The following is a 21,655-nucleotide window of genomic DNA, read 5'->3' as shown; positions in this document are numbered from 1 at the left end:
GATGAGGGATGAAATATTCCTTAGCTACGTATTTCAGTAAAGCCTTTCTTGCAATTTTAGATTGGGATTTAGTTAAAAAATCCCAAGTTATATTGCTGTATGCGAGTTTTACGGCTGCTGTTATATATTTTATACAAATAAAATATATGTATCACCCTTTAGCAAATACCGAGTTATTGCTTAAACTTCAGTGGTTGTATCCAAGTGTATTTATTTTAAATATCCTTTTAATTTTGTTTGGTTTTCTTATTAAAAATAAGCCGAATGTGCATATTTATTATGTGTTGTTTTTATCGGTGTATTACCCATTTTCATTGTTAGGTTTGCCAATAGGCATTGGTTTGCTGAACATGTTAAATGGCGTTATTTTTATGGGGATAACCTTTACCGCTTTGTTGTTATTCCCTCGTTTCTCTGTTTATTTTGGCTTGGTTGCTTATGTTATTGCGTGTTATTTATTATCTGCGCTTACGGTGTTGGGTTATTTAGATTATGCAGTGGCTTATAAGCCTTATACCTTGATGCATAAAGATGTTCAGAGCGCTCAGATTATTTATTCAATGTTTTACACCACTTTATATGCGGCATTTACCATTACGTTATTTGATATAAGTATAGAGCGTTGGCGCAGATATAATTCAAAAATAGAAAAACTCAGTTGTACTGATGAGTTAACAGGGCTGTTGAATCGCCGTGGGGTCAATGAGATTATTGATTTACAGATGCAGCAGGCACAAATTACCCATCGAGAAACATCGTTGATTATGGTGGATATTGATAATTTTAAAAATATTAATGATCAATATGGACATCATCAAGGAGATTTGGTTTTAAAACATGTCGCAAATATACTGCGAAAAAATTTACGAGCCAGTGATGTGATTGGACGTTATGGTGGTGAGGAATTTGTCATTTTATTACCATTTACTCCTATTGAAAATGCAGTGTTGTTGGCAGAGGTATGTCGTAAAGCATTAGAGCAAACCGCAGTTGAAGTGAAAGAAAATGAAATGCTTTATATCAAGGCGTGTTTTGGGGTAAGTAGTACAGCTTTTAGTGGTTTTGATTATACAGGCTTGTTTGAGCAAGCAGATAAGGCGATGTACCAAGCCAAACGGAATGGTAAAAATCAGGTCAGAACGGCATTTACGTTATAATTGAGTTGGGGAAATCTTGTGAAATTGATACAGAAAAATGGCCAGCCTCGTTATGGGCGTTTTGATCAGATACCTTCACAGATCAATTTGGATGACTATATTTATAAAACGCCTTATGGCCAAGTACTAAAAGGCTGGCGCAAGCAGCTGAAATATAAAAAATTTAAATTCTGTGGTTTACAACATGAGCATTACAGCATTGGTATTGCGATTGTCGATCTATCATGGGCAGGGCATGGCTTTTTCTATGTTTATGATCATCTTTCTAAAAAAGTAATCGAATGGAATGCGATTCAGCCATTAGCGTTGAAAACCCAACTTGATGAACAACCTTTATTTAGTCAAAGCTATTTTAAAAAATCTGCTTATCAATTTGATATGCAACACGCCAATGGTGTGCGTTATATCCAAGTGACCAAACATGGCGAAGTACAACTGAAAGCGCGTATTTTTTGTGCAGGTACGGATGCTTTAAGTTTATGTAGCCCAACTGGGATCAATGGCTGGACGTATACACAAAAACAAACCACTTTGGCAGTAGAAGGCTTTTTTATTAGCCCAGATCAACAGCAGATCGAATTTAATGCGCATAGTCTCGCTGCACTCGATGATACCTGTGGTTTTTTACGACCTGAAACCGCTTGGTTTTGGTTGTCTTGTCAGTTCCGTGATACAAATGATCGCCGTATTGGCTTGAATTTAGCTTCGGGTGTCAATGAAAGTTTTGGTAATGAAAATGCATTGTGGGTCGATGGTCGTTTATATCCACTCACTGATATTTTATTTGAGCAACAAAATGAAAATTGTTGGTCAATTCGTTCTTTGGATGAGCGATTAAATTTGCTCGTTGAAACAGGTTGGTGTCGTTTTGAGAATATTAACCTACGCCTGATTGGTAGTCAGTTTAATCAGTGGCAAGCGAAAGTCTGCGGTACGATTGAACATGAAAATGTTGAACTGGTGATGTTAAATCAAGAATATGGGTTGTTAGAACAGCATTATGCGAAGTGGTGATAATGACAGAAAGAATCCCCTAAATTCAAAGGGGATTCTTTTGATACGTGAATTAAAGTCCTGCTTGCCAGAACGCTTCACCCGCAGCAATTGGATCATTGGTCTTCGCTAAAGTATCAACCCAAACATCATATTGGCGAATAACAGGATGTTGATTTGGATGGAAATCCTTTTTAAACCAGTCACTATATTGAGATCTTTTTGCAGTCAAAATACCATTACGACCGAAGAACCACGGTAAACCTTTACGTGCCATATCAAAGCGTTGTCTTAAATTAAAACCGTCAGTTTTTAGCATTACATCCGTACGATACAAAGTAAAACCAAACATCATGACGGTGGTAAAGAGCAGTGCAAAACGTCGAGTTGCTTCTGGTACATCACCGACTTGCTTCATCACATCAAAAGCAACATCACGATGTTCCATTTCTTCAATCGCATGCCAAGCGAATAGCGCACGAACAAATGGATCTGCCTCCGCTAAAGTCTCTTTTTTACTATAAAAAGTATCTGCCATTAACGCAGTTAAATGCTCTGCAGCTGCGGTCATGGCAATGTTGTATTGAGCTGAACGGTTTTTTAATTCAAATCTAAAAATCTTTTTCAACCGTGCAGTGAATTGATCTACAGGCATGCCTTGCTCTTTCATGATCTGATTCATTTTGTCATGTGCAATACCATGCTGTGCTTCCTGACGGATAAAATCAGCCACACGTTCTTGCAAGTCAGGATCATTAATTTTGTCACGGAATAAACGCACACATTCAATAAAATAGCGTTCGCCATCAGGGAAGGTTAGGCTTAATGCATCAAACATACGAGTACGAAATGGATCACCACCAAACCAAAAACGTGGCGCCTGATCTAAATGAAAATCTAGTTTTGTTCTAACAACTGGCTCAACTTGATAGGAAACATGTGCATTCATTTTTTGCTATTCCTTGTCTTTTCTTCATGAACTCAGTATGGAAAAAGTCCGATGAAATGTTTTGACAGTTACAGCCAAGTTTTATACAAATAACGACAGATCAGGATGAGATCGGCATATGTCAGTTAAAATTATTATTGGATACCTACGATTATTTAATCGTGTTTTACAACAAGAACAAATTGATTTGTCTAAAGTTGTTGCGCCTGAGCTTTGGCAAGCTTTTCATACTTGCTTGGAAAATCCAGATGAGCATGATTTTGATGTCGAACGTTATGCGTTGCTTTTGCAATCGGCACAAGCTTATTTCCCTCGACCGATTACATTAGTATTGGCTGAACATGCCAATTTGCAAGATTTGGGTTTAATGGGATATTTGGCTTCAACCAGTTTAGATCTGCAACAGGCGTTACAGCTTTTACAACGTTATTATTCTTTAGTCTTTAAACAGACCAATTTAGAACAACTAAATGTTCAGCAGTTTTCTGATTATATTCAAATTGTTTGGGGAGCATCCTATAGTGATTATCGGGAAATGTATGAGCTAAATCTGGCGTTGATTTTTAAAATTGCCCAATCTATTGTCCAAGATGCCCTCATTCCACCACAGATGATTCAATTTGGTTACGCACCACATACAGCTTTATATCATTTTGAAAAATTTTATGGTTGTCCGATCCAAATTCAAGCTGGACAATATGCAATTCGCTTTTCAAATCAAATTTTAAAAGCAAAAAGCATCGCTGCAGACCAACAATTAAACCATGTACTCTCGACTCAAGCTCAGCAATCACTGAATAGCATTGCTTCTTTTGAGATTCAGCAACAACAGTTCCGTCAAAAAATACAAACGCATATTGAACAAGGACTTTTACAACAAGAAGAACTACTGCTCAGTTATGTTGCTAAGCGTTTACATTGTTCAGAACGAACATTGCAACGCCAACTCAAAACCTATCAGCTTAATTTTCAAGATATTTTAGATCAGTACCGTTTGGAACAAAGTAAACTGTATTTGCAACAGGGCAAATCATTGTCAGAAATTGCGGAACGTTTAAATTATGCTGATCAAAGTGCGTTTGGGCGGGCGTTTAAGCGTTGGACAGGTGTCACACCGAAGCAGTTTTTGAAATCTCTTTAACTTTCAAGCAAGCTAAAGAGATTTATGGATTGTTTTAGCGTGTTTTTAAACGTGGATAATTAAAAACAATTGCAAGGATTGCGCACACTGCAAGAATCCAGCAATAGTAGATATTGCCAATTAGTTCAACTGGCGAGAGTTTGGCAATTGAACAAGCAAGCAGTAATTGAGCACCGTAGGGAATAATCCCTTGGATTACGCAAGAAAAAATATCAAGTAAAGCTGCACTTCGCTTAGGGTCAACACCATATTCTTTCGCTACTTCACGTGCCATATCGCCTGATAAAATGATCGCAACTGTATTATTCGCAACAAACAAATTGGAGAAGACTACAAGAAAACTAATGCCCAATTCCCCAGCACGCTGACGACCAAATTTAAATAGACGGGTGATACGATAAATTTTTTCGATTAACCACTGTAAACCACCTTCTTTTTGCATCAAAGCAGACAGACCGCCAAGTAACATTGATAGTAGTGCAACTTCAAACATTCCCACGAAGCCATCATAAATAGAAGAATTTAATTTCAATAAATCAAATTCAGGCTTTTCAATCAGACCGATGATTCCAGATAGCACCACTCCAATCATTAAAACTGCAAGTACATGTAATCGGCTGAATGCTAGAAAAAAGACCGCTAGATAAGGCAAAATTAACCATAAATCATAAGCTTTTGATTGAATTGATTCAGCTTGTTGGCTGAGTAGCACATAAGCAATCAAGGTCATGATGGCAGCAGGTAGAGCAATCCAAACGTTGACTCTAAATTTATCTCGAAGTTCGACATTTTGACTTCTTGTGGCAGCAATCGTTGTATCAGAGATCATGGACAGATTGTCACCAAACATTGCACCACCAACGACAGCTCCAATCGCATAAATTGGTAAAATGTCAGTCGCTTGAGTAAAACCAAAAGCAATCGGTGCACAAGCAGCAATGGTACCCATAGAAGTACCCATAGCAGTAGCAATAAACGCTGAAATGATAAACAGCATGGGTAACACAAATTCAGGCGAAATCAGTGAAAGTCCCAACTGTACTGTCGCATCGACGCTGCCTATGGCACTGGAGACACTGGCAAAAGCACCTGCCAACATAAATACCATAAACATTAAAATTAAATTTGGATGACTAGCACCTTGTAGGAATTCCTCAATTGCCGTATTGAGTTTCTGTTTATAAAGTAGTAATGCCAGAATAACAGCTGGAATCGCGGCAATAGGTGCTTTGACTTGATAGAATGCAAATTCTGTCCCGATCATTGAATGATAGAGACCACTCCCGAGAAAGATGATCAAAAATACCAATAGTGGTAGCAAAGCAAGGGCATTGCTTTGTACTTTTTCCTGAGTGTGGGCAGACATAAAAATAAAAAGAAAACTTAAAAATTGCGGGTAGTATAAAGGAGCTGAGCTCATTTCTAAAATCAGCCTCGATGAAGCTAAAATTAGGAAGCTTTGATCATTGAGAAAAAGCTGAAAATATAGATAAATGTAGCAGGGCAGTTGTAAGTAGCAACATTCACTGTTGCAATCACGTCAAACTCTGTTCAATGAACAAAAAATAGCGTTACAATGCAGTGTTATTGTATGACTACAAACAACTCCTCAATTTATATAAATCAAGGAAAGCATAATCCTATGTCACGTCTTGCCACTCGTTTTGAACAGCTTAAATCTCAGCACCGTAAAGCGCTTGTTTCTTATGTTATGGCAGGAGATCCGCATCCACAAGTCACAGTTCCACTGCTTCATCAAATGGTTGAAGCAGGCGTTGATGTGGTTGAGTTGGGCTTGCCATTCTCGGACCCAATGGCGGATGGTCCAGTAATTGCCTTAGCTGCTGAACGTGCTTTAGCAGGTGGATCGAGCACACTCGATGCTTTGAATATGGTGAAAGAATTTCGCGAAAAAGATCAAACGACACCCGTTGTTTTAATGGGGTATTTAAATCCTGTTGAAGTGATTGGTTATGAAAAGTTTGTGGCTTATGCGAAAGATTGTGGTGTTGATGGTGTACTTTTGGTGGACTTACCCCCTGAAGAATCAAAGCAATTTGGCGATGTCTTAAAACAAAATGAGATGGATCAAATTTTCTTACTCGCACCAACATCAACTGATAAACGTATTCAGCATGTTGTAAATCAAGCCAGTGGCTTTGTTTACTATGTGTCGTTAAAAGGTGTGACAGGTGCAGCAACACTAGATACCTCTGAAGCAGCAGCTCGTATTGCGAAAATTAAGAGCATGACTAACGTGCCTGTTGGAGTTGGTTTTGGGATTAGTGATGCAGCTTCTGCAAAAGCAATGGGTCAAGTTGCTGATGCCGTAATCGTAGGAAGTGCTTTCGTTAAATCTTTTGCGACATTGCCAGCAGACGAAGCTGTGCAACAGACGGTGAATAAAGTGAAGGAGCTTCGAGCCGCGCTCGATGAGTTAGTATGAGTCAAGAATTAACAGCAGGGAAGGTTCTGAGCCCATCAACGCCTTGGACAGAGCGTCAAGTGCCTGGTATTCAAGTTGCGAATGAACAACAAACATTCAAAGCAACATTTACGGAACCAACCATTGAATGTCCTGAATGTCATGCCTTAGTAACACGTACGGCAATGTCATTTAATGCCTACGTATGCCCACAATGCGATGAGCATTTGCGTATGCGCGCACGTGATCGTTTGAATTGGTTCTTTGATCAAGTCAATGCAGAGTTAGGTCAAGAATTTAGTGCGAAAGATCCATTGAAGTTTGTGGATAGCAGACCTTATCCAGAGCGTATGCGTGAAGCACAAGATAAAACTGGTGAAACAGAAGCGTTAGTTGTAATGCAAGGTTCATTAAAAGGTTTGGACTTGGTGGCTTGTGCATTTGAGTTCGATTTTATGGGTGGTTCAATGGGGACCGTTGTTGGTGATCGTTTTATCCAAGCGGCAGAACGAGCAATTCAACTACATCAACCGTTAATTTGTTTTGCTGCTTCAGGCGGTGCTCGTATGCAAGAAGGCATGTTGTCTTTAATGCAAATGGCACGTACTTCGGCTGCGATTCAAAAAATGAAAGAAGCTCGTGTTCCATACCTCGTTGTATTGACTCATCCCGTCTATGGGGGTGTAACAGCTTCATTAGCGATGTTAGGTGATGTACATATTGCTGAACCGAAAGCGATGATTGGTTTTGCAGGTAAACGCGTCATTGAACAAACAGTTCGCGAGAAGTTAGAAGAACCATTCCAACGTGCAGAATATTTGCTTGATCATGGTGTGGTCGATCAAATTGTTCATCGTCATGCATTACGTGATACTGTATATAGACTCGTAGCTAAACTGATGAATTTACCTTGAAACTGGACGCACCACATTCTACAGATACATTAACAACATGGCTCGATTATTGGGGCCATGTTCATGTTACAGGCATTGATTTAGGTTTAGAGCGCGTAATTCCCGTTGCTGAAAAGTTGGGAGTTATGCAACCTCAAGCAAAAGTTTTTACTGTGGCAGGAACGAATGGTAAAGGCTCAACAACAACGACACTCGCTGCAATTTTAAATGCACAAGGTTATAAAGTTGGTTTGTATCAATCACCGCATATTTATCGTTTTAATGAGCGGGTAAAACTTGCTGGGATTGAAGTTGATGATCAAAGCTTAGTTGATGCCTTTGTGTTGGTTGACCAAGCCCGCCGAGAATGTGGTTTATCATTGTCCTTTTTTGAAGCAACCACTTTGGCTGCTTTTCTTATTTTCAAACTAAAACAATGTGATGTCTGGGTACTTGAGGTTGGCTTAGGCGGTCGTCTGGATGTCGTGAATGTGATTGATCCTGATATTGCCGTGATTACCAATATTGGTTTAGATCATGTCGATTGGTTAGGTGACACGATAGAAAAAATCGCCTTTGAGAAAGCAGGGATTATTCGTCCGAATATTCCAGTGGTATTTGCGGGTCAACAACAATTACCCCAAGCGATTCAAGATAAAGTAGCTGAAACTCAAGCAGATCTATATGCGCTGAATCGAGATTATTTTTATCAACTTAATGACGATGGTCAAACTTGGTCATTTGCATCCTCTGGCACAACGCTAAAACTGCCAATCGGTCAGCTTGCATTAGATAATATTTCGACTGCTGTTGCAGCGGTACTGGTGAGTGGTATTGAGGTCTCTCAGGCAGCGATTGCAACAGGTATTCAGCAAGCACGTTTGCAAGGTCGTTTTGAAATACGGCAAATTCAAGACAAAACAGTGATTTTTGATGCTGGACATAATCCACATGGCGTCGAATTTTTATTGAATCAGTTGCGAAAATTCTTAAAATACAATAAACAGTACACAGATGTTGTCGCGGTATTTTCAATGCTGGCAGATAAAGATATCTCGTCTGTCACCGATTTACTAAAAACAACAGTAAAAGATTGGTTTATTGCTAGTTTAAATGTACCTAGAGCAGCCCCATTGCATCAATTACATGATGCATTACAAGGTCAACAGGTATATGAGTACGGTAATATCCAGCAAGCCTTTGAAGATGTGCTGAAACAAAGTAATAACAATCAGCTGATTTTAGTCTGTGGATCGTTTCATACCTTAGAAGCGGTTTGGGAGTATTTAGAACAATGTCAATGAATAACAAACAACGCTGGATGGGAGGCGTTGTTCTATTGGGTGGAGGTGTTTTATTGGCAGCATTACTCCTTAAAGGTAATGACGAAATAGGGCATGACAAAACGCAAACCGCAATTACACATCCAATTCCTAAAACAGAACCTAAAACTCAAACAGCTCAATCGACCCAAGAAGGTGAAATGGTTTCATTACAACCATTAGCCGTAGATGTTGAGACAGAAAAAAGATTGCTTGAAGAACAACGCCGTTCTCGTGAGAAAGCCGTTGCTGAACAAGAAGCACGTGCAGCTGATTTTCTAAAAATGCAACAGGAAGCTGAAGCTGCTGCTGCGCGTAAAGCAGCCGAAGAATACGCTGCAATTAATGCACGCCGTACAGCCGAACAGGAAAGCTCTGATAACATTCCGCCAGAGCTTGGCGAAGATGATAAAGCTAAGACACAACGAGCGACCGAAGAAAAAAATAAATTAGATGAAAAGAAAAAAGTAGAACAGCAAAAAGCAGATCAGCAGAAAAGTGATACTGATAAAAAGTTAGCGGAAGACAAGCGCAAGGCTGAAGCCGAAAAAAAGTTGGCAGAAGAGAAGCGTAAGGCAGAAGCTGAAAAAAAGGCTGAGGAAGATAAGCGTAAAGCTGACGCTGATAAAAAAGCGTTAGAAGAAAAGCGTAAAGTTGAGGCAGACAAGAAAATTGCCGAAGATAAACGTAAAGCCGAAGCTGAGAAAAAAGCAGCTGAAGAGAAGCGTAAAGCTGAAGCTGAGAAAAAATCGGCTGACGAGAAAAAGCGTAAAGCTGATGCTGAGAAAAAAGCCGAAGCTGAAAAGGCTCGTGATCTCATGGAAAATGGAGATAAAAAGTGGATGGTACAAGTGGCATTGGCTGCTAACCAAGCCAATGCAGATGCAGTTGTATCTAAATTGCGTGCCAAAGGTTATAAGGTTACAACAAGCCCGACTTCAAAAGGAATTCGTATCATGGTTGGACCATCGAAGGACCGAGATGTTGCAGATGCAGCACGTAAAAAAATTACCTCTGATGAAAGTTTAAATATGAAATCAGCGTGGGTGATTGATTGGGTTCCACTTGATCAGCGATAACAAAAGATAAACGACTAGATCAAAGCTGGAAAGCGTCTGGTTTTGACCTTGTTACAAGTGTTCTATTTCTGCGGGCAGTGAGTACAAGATGAGTAGCGGCTTTAAGATATTAGAACACTTTATATTTTCAGAGGATTCGAGTGTTAGTGCACTTTCTGGCGCGGCTTGTGTGGGGGATGATCTCTACTTGGTTGGAGATGATGTGGGTTTCTTACTCAAAACCGATCGAAAAAATAACATCAATCGTGCGACTAATTTTGAAAAAATTCCATTATTTGAACAGCCTAAGCATACGACACTAACGGTATTTAGTAAAAAAACTAAACCAGACTTTGAAGCGCTTAGCTGTATTCGCTTTGACGGACAACCTCAGTTACTAGTGATGGGTTCAGGTTCTACAGAAAATCGAAAAAAAGCATTATTGTATAATCCAGCTGATCATCAGGTTCATGTTTTATTTGATACCTCGGATTATGATTTCTTAGAACATTGTTTGGCGTTGACTGGTGGCGCTGATCTCAATATAGAAGCAGTTTGTTCAGATCAAAACAATTTATACATTTTTCAACGTGGCAATATCAATCGTTTTCATGGTGTTTTAGTCTTTGATTTAATACAGATTCAAAATGGAAAATCATTAGAATGTGCGCTCAAAAAATCATTCAATCTGACATTACCAGAGCTTGAAGGGGCAGCAAGTGGTATTTCTGATGCTTATTTTTTTGTGGAGAAAAATCTAATTGTTGCCACTGCTGCGGTTGAGCAAACATTAAATACTTATGATGATGGCGCGGTGCTAGGCAGTTTTATTTTGGTGTTATCGCCTGAGGGAAAAATTTTATATAAACATCTGATTCAGGATTCGAAAGGACAAACTCTTGCTATTAAAGTAGAAGGAATTACATGGTTAGAGTCGACATCGGATGGTGAGGTATTTTTATTGGTCACGGATAGCGATGGTGGTGATTCTGAAGTTTTTAAACTATTACTTAGCAACTCTGTTTTTGCCAATTCTTCACGTTAGTCCGTATTTCTTAACTTACCATTCAACTTATAAAATTAGGTTTTTTAAAAGCCCAATAAAAAATGCATAAAACCCAAAAATTAAAGAAACAAATCTTACACGTCTAAGCTCTATCTCTCTAAAAATTGGATTTAATCTAAAACTCATCTCGCAATCTAAATAGATGCTGGATTCGAAAGTTGTTGTTGAATCCATTTTATATTTTCAGGGGTGAAAAGGTGGTCAATATTTTTCCAAATAATATGATAGCCGTATCCTCCTTGTTTCATTTCTTTAACCGCATCTTCAATTGCCCAATGCTCAAAAATAATTCGATACATCGCAATTGTGGCACCAGTTCGATCTGAGCCATGATAGCAATGCACTAGGATTTTCTGGTTTTGTTGTTTAGCAGTTTGAATAACACGCATTGCTTCTAACAAGTCTTTACGATTGATTGCCCAAGTATTGATTGGAATGTGTACCAGATTAAAAGGCTGATCTTTTAAAACTTTGGCATCTTCATTTCTAGCTCTCAAATTGATAATCGTATTAATTTGATGAGCTTCAAGGCTTGGGATCAAATCAATACTCGGCTGTTCGCTACGAAAAACATCTGAACTAATTTGATAAAAATTATGAGTGTTAGAAATAAGAGTTCCCCAATTTTGAGGACGTTGGTCTTTTTCTAAACTCGAATGCTGCATACACCCAGAAACATTAAGCGTTGATAAAAGAACAACAGTGATAAGCGCTTTTTTCATATTATTGATAACGATCAAATTCAACAGGATCATGCGCACAAATTAACTCAATACTCGGTTCATGTTGAGCCAGATATTGTAACTGTTTAAGGTTATGTAACCTTTGTCGATTATCTTCTGCCAATAAACGTTCAGTAAAATCTAAGGCTCTCAATTTGTTTTTTGGATTGAGTTCTAAATGGGTGTAATACGCATCACCACAGAATAAAATCCAGCCTTCAGCTTTTTTAATTGCAATACCACAATGTCCAGCAGTATGACCAATCAATGGAATCATCAATATTTCATCTTGGAAAAAAGGAAGACCTTGAACCCTTTTTAAATTAAACCAAGCTTCACCATTTGTATGTTCAGCAAAATTCCAATGACGATGTTGTTTAAATTGTTCAGTTTTATAACGAAGTTTACCTTTGGCTGTTAATGTCTGTGTTGCATTAAACTCGGAAGCTAAAATATGCACGGTTGCATTAGGAAAATCTGTGATACCACCTGCATGATCAAAATCAAGATGTGTGACAAAGATATGTTGCACATCTTCAGGGCGTAAACCTAATTTTTGAATTTGTTCGATGGCACTTAATTTGAGATTGGGCACAATCGAACCAAATTGAGTCAGTAATGAACCTAGACGTTGTTCAGTGTGCAAATAGTCCTGTGTACCCAAGCCTGTATCAATTAAAACCAGACCTCGATCAGTTTCAATAAGTAGGCAATGACAAACTAGATGTGCTTTCCAGCCTTTCTGTCCAAATAGCGGAGCACAAACAGGGCAGAAGCTTCCGCAATGGAGATGATGGATGTTATAAATCATCGTGATTGTTATTCTATTTTGAAGAGAATTATTTTTATAACGTATCGACTAAAAAATACCAACAACTTTTTATTTTGCGATTTTAAAAGCCTATCAGATCGATAGGCAATGAAGTTTGTTATTCAGATTCAATAGTTTTTTACTGTTCGACTTGCGTTTGTAAAAAGTATTGTTTGTTTCATGTACTACGCACTTCGTTTGTCTTGCGCTGCGTTTGAAGCCTTTAGTCGGCTTCAATCTTTTAACTCACAGCATAGCTGTTTCGATTTGCGTTCGTAACGAGCGTTGCTCGTTTTGTGTACTACGCACTTCGTTTGTCTTGCGCTGCGTTTGAAGCCTTTAGTCGGCTTCAATCTTGCTCAGGTTGTGGTGTTAAACGTAGATAAGGTTTCACTGCGGTATAGCCTTGAGGAAAACGTTGTTTAATTTCTTCTTCATCTTTCAACGACGGTACAATGACGACATCTTCGCCATGTTGCCAATTTGCAGGTGTTGCGACTTTATGTTTATCTGTTAGCTGTAATGAATCAACCACTCGCAATACTTCATTAAAGTTACGACCTGTTGAGGCTGGATAAGTAATAATCAAGCGGACTTTTTTATTCGGATCAATAATGACCAGTGAGCGAACAGTTAGGGTCTCACTCGCATTTGGGTGGATAAATCCATATAGTTCAGAAACTTTACGATCTTTATCCGCAATAATTGGAAAGTTGACCGTAGTATTTTGTGTTTCATTAATATCTTGAATCCAGCTTTTATGCGATTCAACATCGTCGACTGAAAGTGCAATTGCTTTGACGCCACGCTTTGTAAATTCATCTTTCAGTTTAGCGGTGAAGCCAAGTTCGGTGGTACAAACTGGGGTGAAATCCGCTGGATGTGAGAATAAAATGCCCCAGCTGTCACCTAAAAATTGATAAAAATCAATATGACCGTCACTAGAGTCTTGTTGGAAATTCGGGGCGATATCACCTAAACGTAATGTCATTTAATTAGTCCTCAATACATTATTGATGTTTTATGTGTGTATTTAATATGCAGGAATCACTTTATAAATAAAATTATTGTTTTTTCATTTTGTTATGAGAATTTAAGATAATTGAATGTAGCGAAGCTAAAAAATTGATCATAAATTCACACGCAAAGCGATGTAAGTTAAATCCAAATTTGCTACATTAACGCTCTTTAGTTGTGTGATGTCAGAATCGCCTCGCAGTTTTTTTACCTGTTTGGATGCAAAGCCCTTGTAGTTCTTATTTCTGACTCCATAATAACAGCTAAGAAAAAATTACTTATTTAAACAAACAGGATTAGAGAGTTTATTCATGTTGGCAAGTCTGATCGGAGGTATCTTCGGTACTAAAAATGAGCGTGAGCTCAAACGCATGCGTAAAATTGTTGAACAAATCAATGCGCTTGAACCGACGATATCTGCTCTTAACGATGCAGACCTTTCTGCAAAAACTCAAGAATTCAAAGAAAGATTTAAAAACGGTGAAAGCCTAAATAAATTATTACCTGAAGCCTTTGCAGTTTGTCGTGAAGCTGCAAAACGCGTGATGGGAATGCGTCACTATGATGTTCAGTTGATTGGTGGTATCACACTGCACGAAGGCAAAATTGCTGAGATGCGTACAGGTGAAGGTAAAACCCTGATGGGTACTTTAGCGTGTTACCTCAATGCATTGAGTGGTCAGGGTGTGCATGTCATCACCGTCAATGACTATCTTGCACAACGTGATGCTGAACTCAACCGCCCATTATTTGAGTTTTTGGGTCTTAGCATTGGCGTGATTTATTCAATGCAAATGCCAGCCGAAAAAGCTGAAGCTTATTTCGCCGATATTACTTACGGTACCAACAACGAATTTGGTTTCGATTATCTACGTGACAACATGGTATTTTCTCTACAAGAGAAAAAACAACGTGGCTTAAGCTATGCGATCATCGATGAAGTTGACTCAATCTTGATTGATGAAGCACGTACACCACTCATTATTTCTGGACAAAGTGAAGATTCATCTCATTTGTATCAGTTGATTAATAGTATTCCACCAATACTACGTCCACAGAAAGAAGAAAAAGTGGCTGATGGTGGACATTTCTGGGTAGATGAGAAACAACGTACAGTTGAAATGACTGAAGTGGGTTACGAGACTGTTGAACAAGAATTAATTCGTATGGGATTGTTGGCTGAGGGTGAGAGTCTTTACTCAGCGACCAATTTGAATTTGGTTCACCATGTTACTGCTGCAATTCGCGCGCATTATCTATACCAAAAAAACGTTCACTACATTATTGGCGTAAATCCACAGACTCAAAAAGAAGAAGTGATTATTGTTGATGAAAGTACAGGTCGTACTATGCCAGGTCGTCGTTGGTCTGAAGGCTTGCACCAAGCAGTTGAAGCCAAAGAGAACATGGAAATTCAACCAGAAAACCAAACTTTGGCAACCACGACTTTCCAAAATTATTTCCGACTTTATAAAAAGCTTTCAGGTATGACAGGTACAGCTGATACTGAAGCCGCGGAAATGAAAGAAATTTATGGTTTGGATGTAGTACTAATTCCAACGCATCGTCCAATGGTACGTAAGGATCACAACGACTTAATTTATTTAAATCGTAACGGTAAATACAACGCAATTATCGAAGAAATTACCAATATTCGTAAGCAGGGTGTTGCGCCGATTTTGATTGGTACTGCAACGATTGAGGCGAGTGAAATTTTATCTTCAAAACTGCTGCAAGCAGGGATTCATCATGAAGTTTTGAACGCAAAACAACATGAGCGTGAAGCAGATATTATTGCGCAAGCAGGTAGCCCAAATGCCGTCACGATTGCAACCAACATGGCGGGTCGTGGTACCGATATTTTGCTGGGTGGTAACTGGAAAGCAAAACTTGCCAAAATTGAAAATCCTACCCCTGAAGACGAAGCTCGTTTACAAGCACAATGGGAAAAAGATCACGAAGATGTGTTAAATTCTGGTGGTTTACATATCATCGGTTCGGAACGTCATGAATCTCGTCGTATTGATAACCAGCTCCGTGGTCGTGCAGGTCGTCAAGGTGACCCAGGTGTATCACGCTTCTATTTATCACTTGAAGATGATTTGATGCGTATCTTTGCGGGTGATCGTGTCGTTGCGATGATGCGTGCAATGGGCTTGCAAGAAAATGAAGCCATTGAGCACAAAATGGTGAGTCGTTCGATTGAAAATGCGCAGCGCAAAGTTGAAGCACGTAACTTTGATATTCGTAAAAATCTATTGAAGTACGATGATGTAAATAATGAACAGCGTAAGATTATTTATACTCAACGTGATGAAGTATTGGCTGAAAGCACTTTACAAGACTATATCGAAGAAATGCATCATGAAGTGATGAAAGGGGTAATTGCTAACTTTATTCCACCTGAATCAATTCATGATCAGTGGGATATTCAAGGTCTAGAAAATGCACTACGTACAGATCTAGGTATTGAGCTTCCTGTTCAGCAATGGCTTGATCAAGATCGTCGTTTAGACGAGGAAGGCTTGGTCGCACGTATTTCTGATGAAGTAATTGCACGTTATCGTCAACGCCGTGAGCAAATGGGTGATGAGTCCGCTGTAATGCTTGAACGTCACTTTATGTTGAATTCACTTGATCGTCATTGGAAAGATCATTTAGCAGCGATGGATTATTTACGTCAAGGGATCCATTTACGTGGCTATGCTCAGAAAAATCCTGAGCAAGAGTATAAGAAAGAAGCGTTTAATTTGTTCGTGAATATGCTGGGTATTATTAAATCAGATGTTGTAACTGATCTATCCCGCGTTCACGTACCAACAGCAGAAGAGTTGGCTGAATTAGAAGCTCAGCAACAACGTCAAGCTGAATCTATGCGTCTTTCTTTTGAACATGATGATGTTGATGGTTTAACAGGTGAAGTGACGATTTCTGAAGAGAGTGGTAGCTTATCTGGAAATGCAGTATTTCCAGTGCCAGAAAGCCGTAATGCGCCATGCCCATGTGGTTCAGGTTTAAAATATAAACAATGTCACGGTAAAATTTAAAATTTTGACTTAGTTTGTATTCAAATGAAAAGCAGAGCATTTGCTCTGCTTTTTTACGAGAAGTAACTTGTGTCTAGAGCAACTTTGTAGTTTTATTATGAGAATTATCCTCCTTAATTGGATTCGTATTAAAAGCGGGAAGACAATGAAAAAAACATTACAACTTTTGATTTTGGCAAGTGCGGCAGTCTCTGGTTTTGCAGTTGCGGAAGATGCACTACAAACAACCACTGTAGACAAGGTACTTGCTGCACAGGGTAATACCACCGCAGAGGCACAGGTAAAGCGTGATGTCACCACCATCATCAGTCCGCGCACAGGAGTTCGTTATACCCTCGGTGATACAGGTAATCGTCCAATCGTTTTACAAACTGCTGCAATTGCGCCTGCAAACTCTGCCAATATCAACCGTATTGTGGCATCAAATCCTGCTTTGTCTGCTAAGAGTCAGGAAAAAGCCAAGATTGCCCTGATTGGTGAGGCTGCGGTTCAGGCGGCAGATATGGCGGCCCAAACAGCGAGTGCTCAAGCACCTCAGACAAATCAATAATATTGTTTGGCAATAAAAAAGAGATGCTCAGCATCTCTTTTTTATAATCAGCTTTTATAAAAAGCTAGGTAAAAGTATTAGACCAATAATGATTGCAAACATCAGCCATTTTGCAAGATAGTAAACTTTACGATTACGTTGTTTTAAACCACGACCATAGTGATGTACAGCATAACCATACTTGAAAATTCGATTGATAAAACCAGTTTTATCTTGATCATCATTGGGTGAACTTGCAGCAGACATCACGTTTCGTCCGAACCAATGATTTACTTTCTGTGCCCAACCCCATTTCATTGGACGTTCAATATCGCAGAATAAAATAATACGTGTTTCATCTGTTTGATTATGTGCCCAATGTACATAAGTTTCATCAAAAACAGTAGCTTCACCATCTCTCCAAGAATAACGCTCCTGATCGACTTCAATGAAACAGTCATCGCTATTCGGTGTGACTAAACCTAAGTGGTAGCGAACAGAGCCGGCATAAGGATCACGATGTTTACCAAGATAACTACCAGATGGTAATTCAGTAAACATGGCTGCTTTTACTGAAGGAATACTTTCCAACAGAGCGACTGTTTTAGGGCAGAGTTGTTGTGCTGATGGATGGCTATCTTGATACCATTTCAGATAAAAGCGTTTCCAACCGCGTTTAAAAAAAGTATTAAAACCAGCATCATTATTTTTTTCTGAAGCTTTAATTTGATTTTGAAGTTGGATCGCTTCTTCTCGAATCACTTGCCAGTTATCTTGTAATGGTTTTAGTTCTGGGAACTGCGCCACATCAAAGAACGGTTGGTTTGGCAGTTTAGAGAAACCAGTCATAAACATGTTAACTGGGGCTAGGAATGTAGAATGGTCGAATAATTGTCGAGATGCTTTTAATCGTTCCTTGCCACGATAATAAGTGTATAGGAAGCTGACTAAAAATACGGCAACGATAATCACTGCGTACATATATACAGTCGTCTAAAAAATAGGAGGGGAGTATTCTAGCACAAAAAATATTTTGCAGAATGTTGTTGTTAGACCAAGTGTAAAAGGCTTGAAATTGCCCGATAAATGGTTATCGGATGATTAATTAAATAAATCATCCGAGAATAAGAGGTGTGATTAAATTTGGTTATTTACATCATCATTTTTGGTTTCACGAATCAGTAAAAATGCAATTAAAGATAATACAGAAGCTAAGCTTAGATATAAACCGACAGCCCCTAAACCATAACTTTCTGCAAGTTGAGTCGCAATATAAGGTGCAAATGAAGCACCAAAAATTCCAGCTAAATTAAAGGTTAATGCTGAACCTGTATAACGTACTGATGTTGGAAAAATCTCTGAAAGCACAGTTCCAATGGGTCCATAGGTCAACCCCATGATTGAAAGTCCAATACACAAGAATAAAAACACCAATATTGGGCTACCAGAACCAAGCAATGGAGCGAAGCATAAGCCAAATAGTGCTGATAATACACAGACAGCGATTGATGTGGTTTTGCGTCCAAATTTTTCAGCTAAAATGGCTGAAACTGGAATAAATGCAGCAAAACACAAAGTTGCGGCTAGTTGAAGTTGTAAAAACTCACCTCGTGTATAGCCTAATTGAGTTGTTCCCCATGTTAGAGCAAATACTGTCGTGAGATAAAACACCACAAAAGTACAGATTGCCGCAATCGTACCGAGAATTAACATCGGTAGATGCTTGGTCATGACTTCTTTAAATGGCACATTGACTTCTTTTTGCTTATTTAGCACCTTTTGAAAGGCTGGTGTTTCATGCAGTTTCAAACGAATGTAGAGACCAACAAGAACCAATACAGCACTGGAAATAAATGGAATACGCCATCCCCAAGTCATAAAATCTTGCTCGGACATAAAGGCATTCAATAATAGAAATGAGCCTGTGGCAAGGATAAAGCCAATTGGCGCACCGAGTTGAGGAAACATACCATACCATGCACGTTTACCCTCTGGGGCATTTTCAGTGGCAAGTAAAACCGCGCCACTCCATTCACCGCCTAAGCCCAAGCCTTGTCCTAAACGGCATAAGGCAAGAAGTAAAGGAGCTGCAAGACCGATTTGTGCATAGGTCGGCAAAAGACCAATACAAACGGTTGAGATTCCCATAGTAAGCAATGCCGCAACGAGCGTTGCTTTACGCCCAATTCTATCCCCTAAATGTCCAAAAATGGCAGCACCAATTGGTCGAGCGATAAAAGCAATTGCAAAGGTTGCGAGTGATTTAAGTACTGCGGCACCATCACTGCTTTCAGGAAAAAATAAATGGGGGAAAATCAGCACTGCCGCTGTGGCGTAGATATAAAAGTCGAAAAACTCAATCGTAGTACCCACCAGACTGGCAAATAATACCCGTACCTTTGAATTACTGGCCACTTCAGTGGTGACAGTCGTAGTACTTGACGACATACATAACCTTAATTTTATTTATTCAAGATGCAGAGCGATCATGACCTTGAAAAGCCCTTTTGAATGCGGGGTTTACTTAACAAACTGGATGTAATGTAGAGCTTTATAATACATAACAATAGATCGCCAAAAAGTGTAAACCTGCCCCTAATAGCACAAAAACATGCCAAATTGCGTGGGTATATCTTACCTTTTTTAACGCATAAAACAATGTGCCAACGGTATAGGCAAGTCCACCTGCAATTAACAGTTGAATTGCTTCTTTTGAAAGGTAGCGTTGCATATCATCCATGACCAAAACTGCCAACCATCCCATCACAAGATAAGCGGCTAATGAAACTCTTTGAAAGCGATGAATAAAAACTAACTTAAATAGCGTGCCAATCAGTGCAATTACCCATAAAGCAATCAGTAAATAGTGGGCTTTAGCTGTCGGAATCGCGATACTCAGAAAGGGGGTATATGTACCTGCGATGAGATAATAAATCGCAGTATGGTCCAGTTTTTTATACCAATAGCGTTTACGTTCATCTTGAGCAAAATGATAAATCATTGAGCTACTCAGTAATAAGACTAAGCTAAAACCATATACCCATAAACTGCACCATTGTCCTAAAGGCAGGTGTTGACCTTTAATAATGAGTAAGATAGAAGCAATCAGTGCTAATACAGCTCCAATACCATGACTATAAGCATTAATTCGTTCTTCTTTCGGGTCATAGCTCAACAAGGTATTTACGGTCATCAGATTTATTGTTTGCATAAAAATACAACTGTATCGTAATGCAATTTCCCTTTTAAAGTAAGACGCTTTAAAATTTAGTTTCTATTTGTCAGGTTTTCATCATGTTTGCGCCGAAATTTTCTTTTGAACAAGAACAGCAGTTTTTCTTGGATATCCAGCAATCTATTGAAAATAAAAGCTTTGATCGGCTGATACTTAGTCAATACAAAGGTGAATTGACAGAATTAGAGAAAATAACTTTTCGTATGATTGAATTACAAGGACAGGCAACACTGTCTTGTTTATATCATCACACCACTCAGGATGTGACTAAAAATTACACTCTAACTGATGGTGTAAAAAAGATTGCTGAGTTACTAAATCTATCTAAACAAGCTAATTTATTCACTTTGAATCAAGATATCCAATTAAAGAAAAATAAAAAGAAAGCGATGTTAAATTATCAAAAAAAGCAAACATCAGTACTTAAAGTTGAACAACAACAGCACAATCGTGAAAAGCAACGTTATGTACAGCAGCAAAGTCCTTTTTTAAAACATTTAGGCATTACAGATGAAAAAAGCCAGATTGTTCCAAGTATGGCGCGAAAGTGGAAGCAGATTAATAAATTTATTGAAATCTTTTCAAAAGCCTATGAACAGATTGACGCTTCGCAACAGCAATTAAATATCGTTGATTTTGGTTCAGGTAAAGGTTATTTAACTTTTGCATTGTATGATTATTTACAGTCGCAACAAAAAACACCATTGATCACAGGAGTGGAATTGCGTTCCAACTTAGTCGAGTTTTGTCAGAATGTAGCTGATCAGGTAGGTTTCAATCATCTTGATTTCTTTGAAGGTGATGTACGTAGTTATCAACCTGAAAAACTAGATGTGATGATTGCTTTACATGCCTGTGATATTGCCACCGATTTTGCGATTCATACAGGTATTCGTCTGAATGCTTCAATGATTATGTGTGCGCCATGTTGTCATAAAGAACTTCGCCCACAATTACATAGTCCAGAAGTATTACAGCCAATGCTGCAATTCGGTATTCATGCGGGGCAACAGGCTGAAATGTTGACGGATACCCTACGTGCCTTATTACTGAAAGCATATGGTTATGAAACCAAAGTATTTGAGTTTGTTGCCTTAGAACATACCAGTAAAAATAAAATGATTTTGGCGACGAAACGTAAAGCACTTCAACAGCCTGATCCAAAAATTATGCAACAAATCCAAGCCTTAAAAGCCATGTATGGCATTGAAAAACAAAGCTTGGAGTTATTATTGCAGGATCAGATGCCAGTCGAAAATATTGGCTGCAAATGTTAATCGAGTCTGGGGA

General features: G+C 38.8%; 19 protein-coding genes. 11 read left to right on the top strand and 8 right to left on the bottom strand.

What is annotated here, in order from left to right:
- Nucleotides 1–8: 8 nt before the first annotated feature.
- Both CDG55_RS11780 and CDG55_RS11775 read left to right on the top strand, forming a co-directional pair.
- Entirely contained in the window at nt 9–1,157 is a 1,149-nt protein-coding gene (locus CDG55_RS11780) for a GGDEF domain-containing protein (protein WP_087535686.1), read from the top strand.
- A gap of 18 nt (nt 1,158–1,175) precedes the next feature.
- Nucleotides 1,176–2,171: a DUF2804 domain-containing protein gene (locus CDG55_RS11775; RefSeq protein WP_087535687.1), complete on the top strand. Its 996-nt coding sequence runs from the start codon at nt 1,176–1,178 to the stop codon at nt 2,169–2,171.
- Between the two features lie 52 nt (nt 2,172–2,223).
- Here the strand turns inward: CDG55_RS11775 and CDG55_RS11770 are convergent, their stop codons facing one another.
- Nucleotides 2,224–3,099: a metal-dependent hydrolase gene (locus CDG55_RS11770; RefSeq protein ID WP_005162153.1), complete on the bottom strand. Its 876-nt coding sequence runs from the start codon at nt 3,097–3,099 to the stop codon at nt 2,224–2,226.
- A 118-nt stretch (nt 3,100–3,217) separates the two neighbouring features.
- Between CDG55_RS11770 and CDG55_RS11765 the strand changes: the two genes are divergently transcribed.
- Entirely contained in the window at nt 3,218–4,240 is a 1,023-nt protein-coding gene (locus tag CDG55_RS11765; protein ID WP_087535688.1) for an AraC family transcriptional regulator, read from the top strand.
- Nucleotides 4,241–4,274: 34 nt separating this feature from the next.
- On the opposite strand, the gene CDG55_RS11760 is transcribed toward CDG55_RS11765, so the two are convergent.
- Nucleotides 4,275–5,606, bottom strand: a complete 1,332-nt coding sequence (locus CDG55_RS11760; protein WP_087535774.1) for a Na+/H+ antiporter NhaC family protein — start codon at nt 5,604–5,606, stop codon at nt 4,275–4,277.
- Nucleotides 5,607–5,882: 276 nt separating this feature from the next.
- Between CDG55_RS11760 and trpA the strand changes: the two genes are divergently transcribed.
- The 5 genes from trpA to CDG55_RS11735 all read left to right on the top strand — a co-directional run bounded on the left by trpA (nt 5,883) and on the right by CDG55_RS11735 (nt 10,983).
- Entirely contained in the window at nt 5,883–6,686 is an 804-nt protein-coding gene (trpA, locus tag CDG55_RS11755; protein ID WP_087535689.1) for a tryptophan synthase subunit alpha, read from the top strand.
- A complete protein-coding gene (gene accD / locus CDG55_RS11750) occupies nt 6,683–7,579 on the top strand; it encodes an acetyl-CoA carboxylase, carboxyltransferase subunit beta (RefSeq protein ID WP_087535690.1) in 897 nt (298 codons plus the stop codon). Before trpA ends, accD begins: the two co-directional genes overlap by 4 nt.
- Nucleotides 7,576–8,862, top strand: a complete 1,287-nt coding sequence (folC, locus tag CDG55_RS11745; protein WP_087535691.1) for a bifunctional tetrahydrofolate synthase/dihydrofolate synthase — start codon at nt 7,576–7,578, stop codon at nt 8,860–8,862. Before accD ends, folC begins: the two co-directional genes overlap by 4 nt.
- On the top strand, nt 8,853–9,959 hold the full coding sequence (locus tag CDG55_RS11740) for an SPOR domain-containing protein (RefSeq protein WP_087535692.1): 1,107 nt from the start codon (nt 8,853–8,855) through the stop codon (nt 9,957–9,959). The genes folC and CDG55_RS11740 overlap by 10 nt, the downstream gene beginning before the upstream one ends.
- Before the next feature lie 88 nt (nt 9,960–10,047).
- Nucleotides 10,048–10,983 (top strand): DUF6929 family protein, encoded by a 936-nt coding sequence (locus tag CDG55_RS11735; protein WP_087535693.1) that lies wholly within the window; start codon nt 10,048–10,050, stop codon nt 10,981–10,983.
- Between the two features lie 155 nt (nt 10,984–11,138).
- Here CDG55_RS11735 and CDG55_RS11730 read toward each other — a convergent pair whose 3' ends face one another.
- The 3 genes from CDG55_RS11730 to CDG55_RS11720 form a co-directional block, all read right to left on the bottom strand.
- Nucleotides 11,139–11,726 carry a dual specificity protein phosphatase family protein gene (locus tag CDG55_RS11730; protein ID WP_005162137.1) on the bottom strand — a complete coding sequence of 196 codons (588 nt, stop codon included), beginning with the start codon at nt 11,724–11,726 and terminating at the stop codon, nt 11,139–11,141.
- A gap of 1 nt (nt 11,727) precedes the next feature.
- Complete coding sequence (locus CDG55_RS11725) at nt 11,728–12,537, bottom strand: MBL fold metallo-hydrolase (RefSeq protein ID WP_087535694.1); 810 nt, start codon at nt 12,535–12,537, stop codon at nt 11,728–11,730.
- Between the two features lie 349 nt (nt 12,538–12,886).
- The gene (locus tag CDG55_RS11720) at nt 12,887–13,528 is read right to left on the bottom strand and encodes a peroxiredoxin (RefSeq protein WP_087535695.1); all 642 of its coding nucleotides are present in this window, start codon (nt 13,526–13,528) and stop codon (nt 12,887–12,889) included.
- A gap of 337 nt (nt 13,529–13,865) precedes the next feature.
- Here CDG55_RS11720 and secA point away from each other — a divergent pair, with 337 nt between their 5' ends.
- A complete protein-coding gene (gene secA, locus CDG55_RS11715; RefSeq protein WP_087535696.1) occupies nt 13,866–16,601 on the top strand; it encodes a preprotein translocase subunit SecA in 2,736 nt (911 codons plus the stop codon).
- Between the two features lie 145 nt (nt 16,602–16,746).
- The gene (locus CDG55_RS11710) at nt 16,747–17,151 is read left to right on the top strand and encodes a hypothetical protein (RefSeq protein ID WP_087535697.1); all 405 of its coding nucleotides are present in this window, start codon (nt 16,747–16,749) and stop codon (nt 17,149–17,151) included.
- Between the two features lie 54 nt (nt 17,152–17,205).
- Here the strand turns inward: CDG55_RS11710 and lpxO are convergent, their stop codons facing one another.
- The 3 genes from lpxO to trhA form a co-directional block, all read right to left on the bottom strand.
- On the bottom strand, nt 17,206–18,111 hold the full coding sequence (lpxO, locus tag CDG55_RS11705; protein ID WP_087535698.1) for a lipid A hydroxylase LpxO: 906 nt from the start codon (nt 18,109–18,111) through the stop codon (nt 17,206–17,208).
- Between the two features lie 156 nt (nt 18,112–18,267).
- Nucleotides 18,268–19,578, bottom strand: a complete 1,311-nt coding sequence (locus CDG55_RS11700) for an MFS transporter (protein ID WP_087535699.1) — start codon at nt 19,576–19,578, stop codon at nt 18,268–18,270.
- Nucleotides 19,579–19,681: 103 nt separating this feature from the next.
- The gene (trhA, locus tag CDG55_RS11695) at nt 19,682–20,323 is read right to left on the bottom strand and encodes a PAQR family membrane homeostasis protein TrhA (protein ID WP_087535775.1); all 642 of its coding nucleotides are present in this window, start codon (nt 20,321–20,323) and stop codon (nt 19,682–19,684) included.
- A 101-nt stretch (nt 20,324–20,424) separates the two neighbouring features.
- Between trhA and CDG55_RS11690 the strand changes: the two genes are divergently transcribed.
- The gene (locus tag CDG55_RS11690) at nt 20,425–21,642 is read left to right on the top strand and encodes a class I SAM-dependent methyltransferase (RefSeq protein WP_087535700.1); all 1,218 of its coding nucleotides are present in this window, start codon (nt 20,425–20,427) and stop codon (nt 21,640–21,642) included.
- Nucleotides 21,643–21,655 lie beyond the last annotated feature (13 nt).

It is taken from the genome of Acinetobacter sp. WCHA45 (assembly GCF_002165255.2).
Taxonomy (GTDB): Bacteria; Pseudomonadota; Gammaproteobacteria; order Pseudomonadales; family Moraxellaceae; genus Acinetobacter.
This window is presented reverse-complemented; position numbering and strand designations above follow the sequence as displayed.

Coding starts and splice junctions, on each gene's coding strand:
- trhA (WP_087535775.1), bottom strand. CDS start 20,323: ATGACCGTAAATACCTTGTTGAGCTATGACCCGAAAGAAGAACGAATT.
- CDG55_RS11710 (WP_087535697.1), top strand. CDS start 16,747: ATGAAAAAAACATTACAACTTTTGATTTTGGCAAGTGCGGCAGTCTCT.
- CDG55_RS11770 (WP_005162153.1), bottom strand. CDS start 3,099: ATGAATGCACATGTTTCCTATCAAGTTGAGCCAGTTGTTAGAACAAAA.
- CDG55_RS11720 (WP_087535695.1), bottom strand. CDS start 13,528: ATGACATTACGTTTAGGTGATATCGCCCCGAATTTCCAACAAGACTCT.
- CDG55_RS11690 (WP_087535700.1), top strand. CDS start 20,425: ATGTTTGCGCCGAAATTTTCTTTTGAACAAGAACAGCAGTTTTTCTTG.
- CDG55_RS11760 (WP_087535774.1), bottom strand. CDS start 5,606: ATGTCTGCCCACACTCAGGAAAAAGTACAAAGCAATGCCCTTGCTTTG.
- CDG55_RS11730 (WP_005162137.1), bottom strand. CDS start 11,726: ATGAAAAAAGCGCTTATCACTGTTGTTCTTTTATCAACGCTTAATGTT.
- CDG55_RS11780 (WP_087535686.1), top strand. CDS start 9: ATGAAATATTCCTTAGCTACGTATTTCAGTAAAGCCTTTCTTGCAATT.
- CDG55_RS11740 (WP_087535692.1), top strand. CDS start 8,853: ATGTCAATGAATAACAAACAACGCTGGATGGGAGGCGTTGTTCTATTG.
- CDG55_RS11735 (WP_087535693.1), top strand. CDS start 10,048: ATGAGTAGCGGCTTTAAGATATTAGAACACTTTATATTTTCAGAGGAT.
- CDG55_RS11700 (WP_087535699.1), bottom strand. CDS start 19,578: ATGTCGTCAAGTACTACGACTGTCACCACTGAAGTGGCCAGTAATTCA.
- secA (WP_087535696.1), top strand. CDS start 13,866: ATGTTGGCAAGTCTGATCGGAGGTATCTTCGGTACTAAAAATGAGCGT.
- lpxO (WP_087535698.1), bottom strand. CDS start 18,111: ATGTACGCAGTGATTATCGTTGCCGTATTTTTAGTCAGCTTCCTATAC.
- trpA (WP_087535689.1), top strand. CDS start 5,883: ATGTCACGTCTTGCCACTCGTTTTGAACAGCTTAAATCTCAGCACCGT.
- CDG55_RS11725 (WP_087535694.1), bottom strand. CDS start 12,537: ATGATTTATAACATCCATCATCTCCATTGCGGAAGCTTCTGCCCTGTT.
- CDG55_RS11765 (WP_087535688.1), top strand. CDS start 3,218: ATGTCAGTTAAAATTATTATTGGATACCTACGATTATTTAATCGTGTT.
- accD (WP_087535690.1), top strand. CDS start 6,683: ATGAGTCAAGAATTAACAGCAGGGAAGGTTCTGAGCCCATCAACGCCT.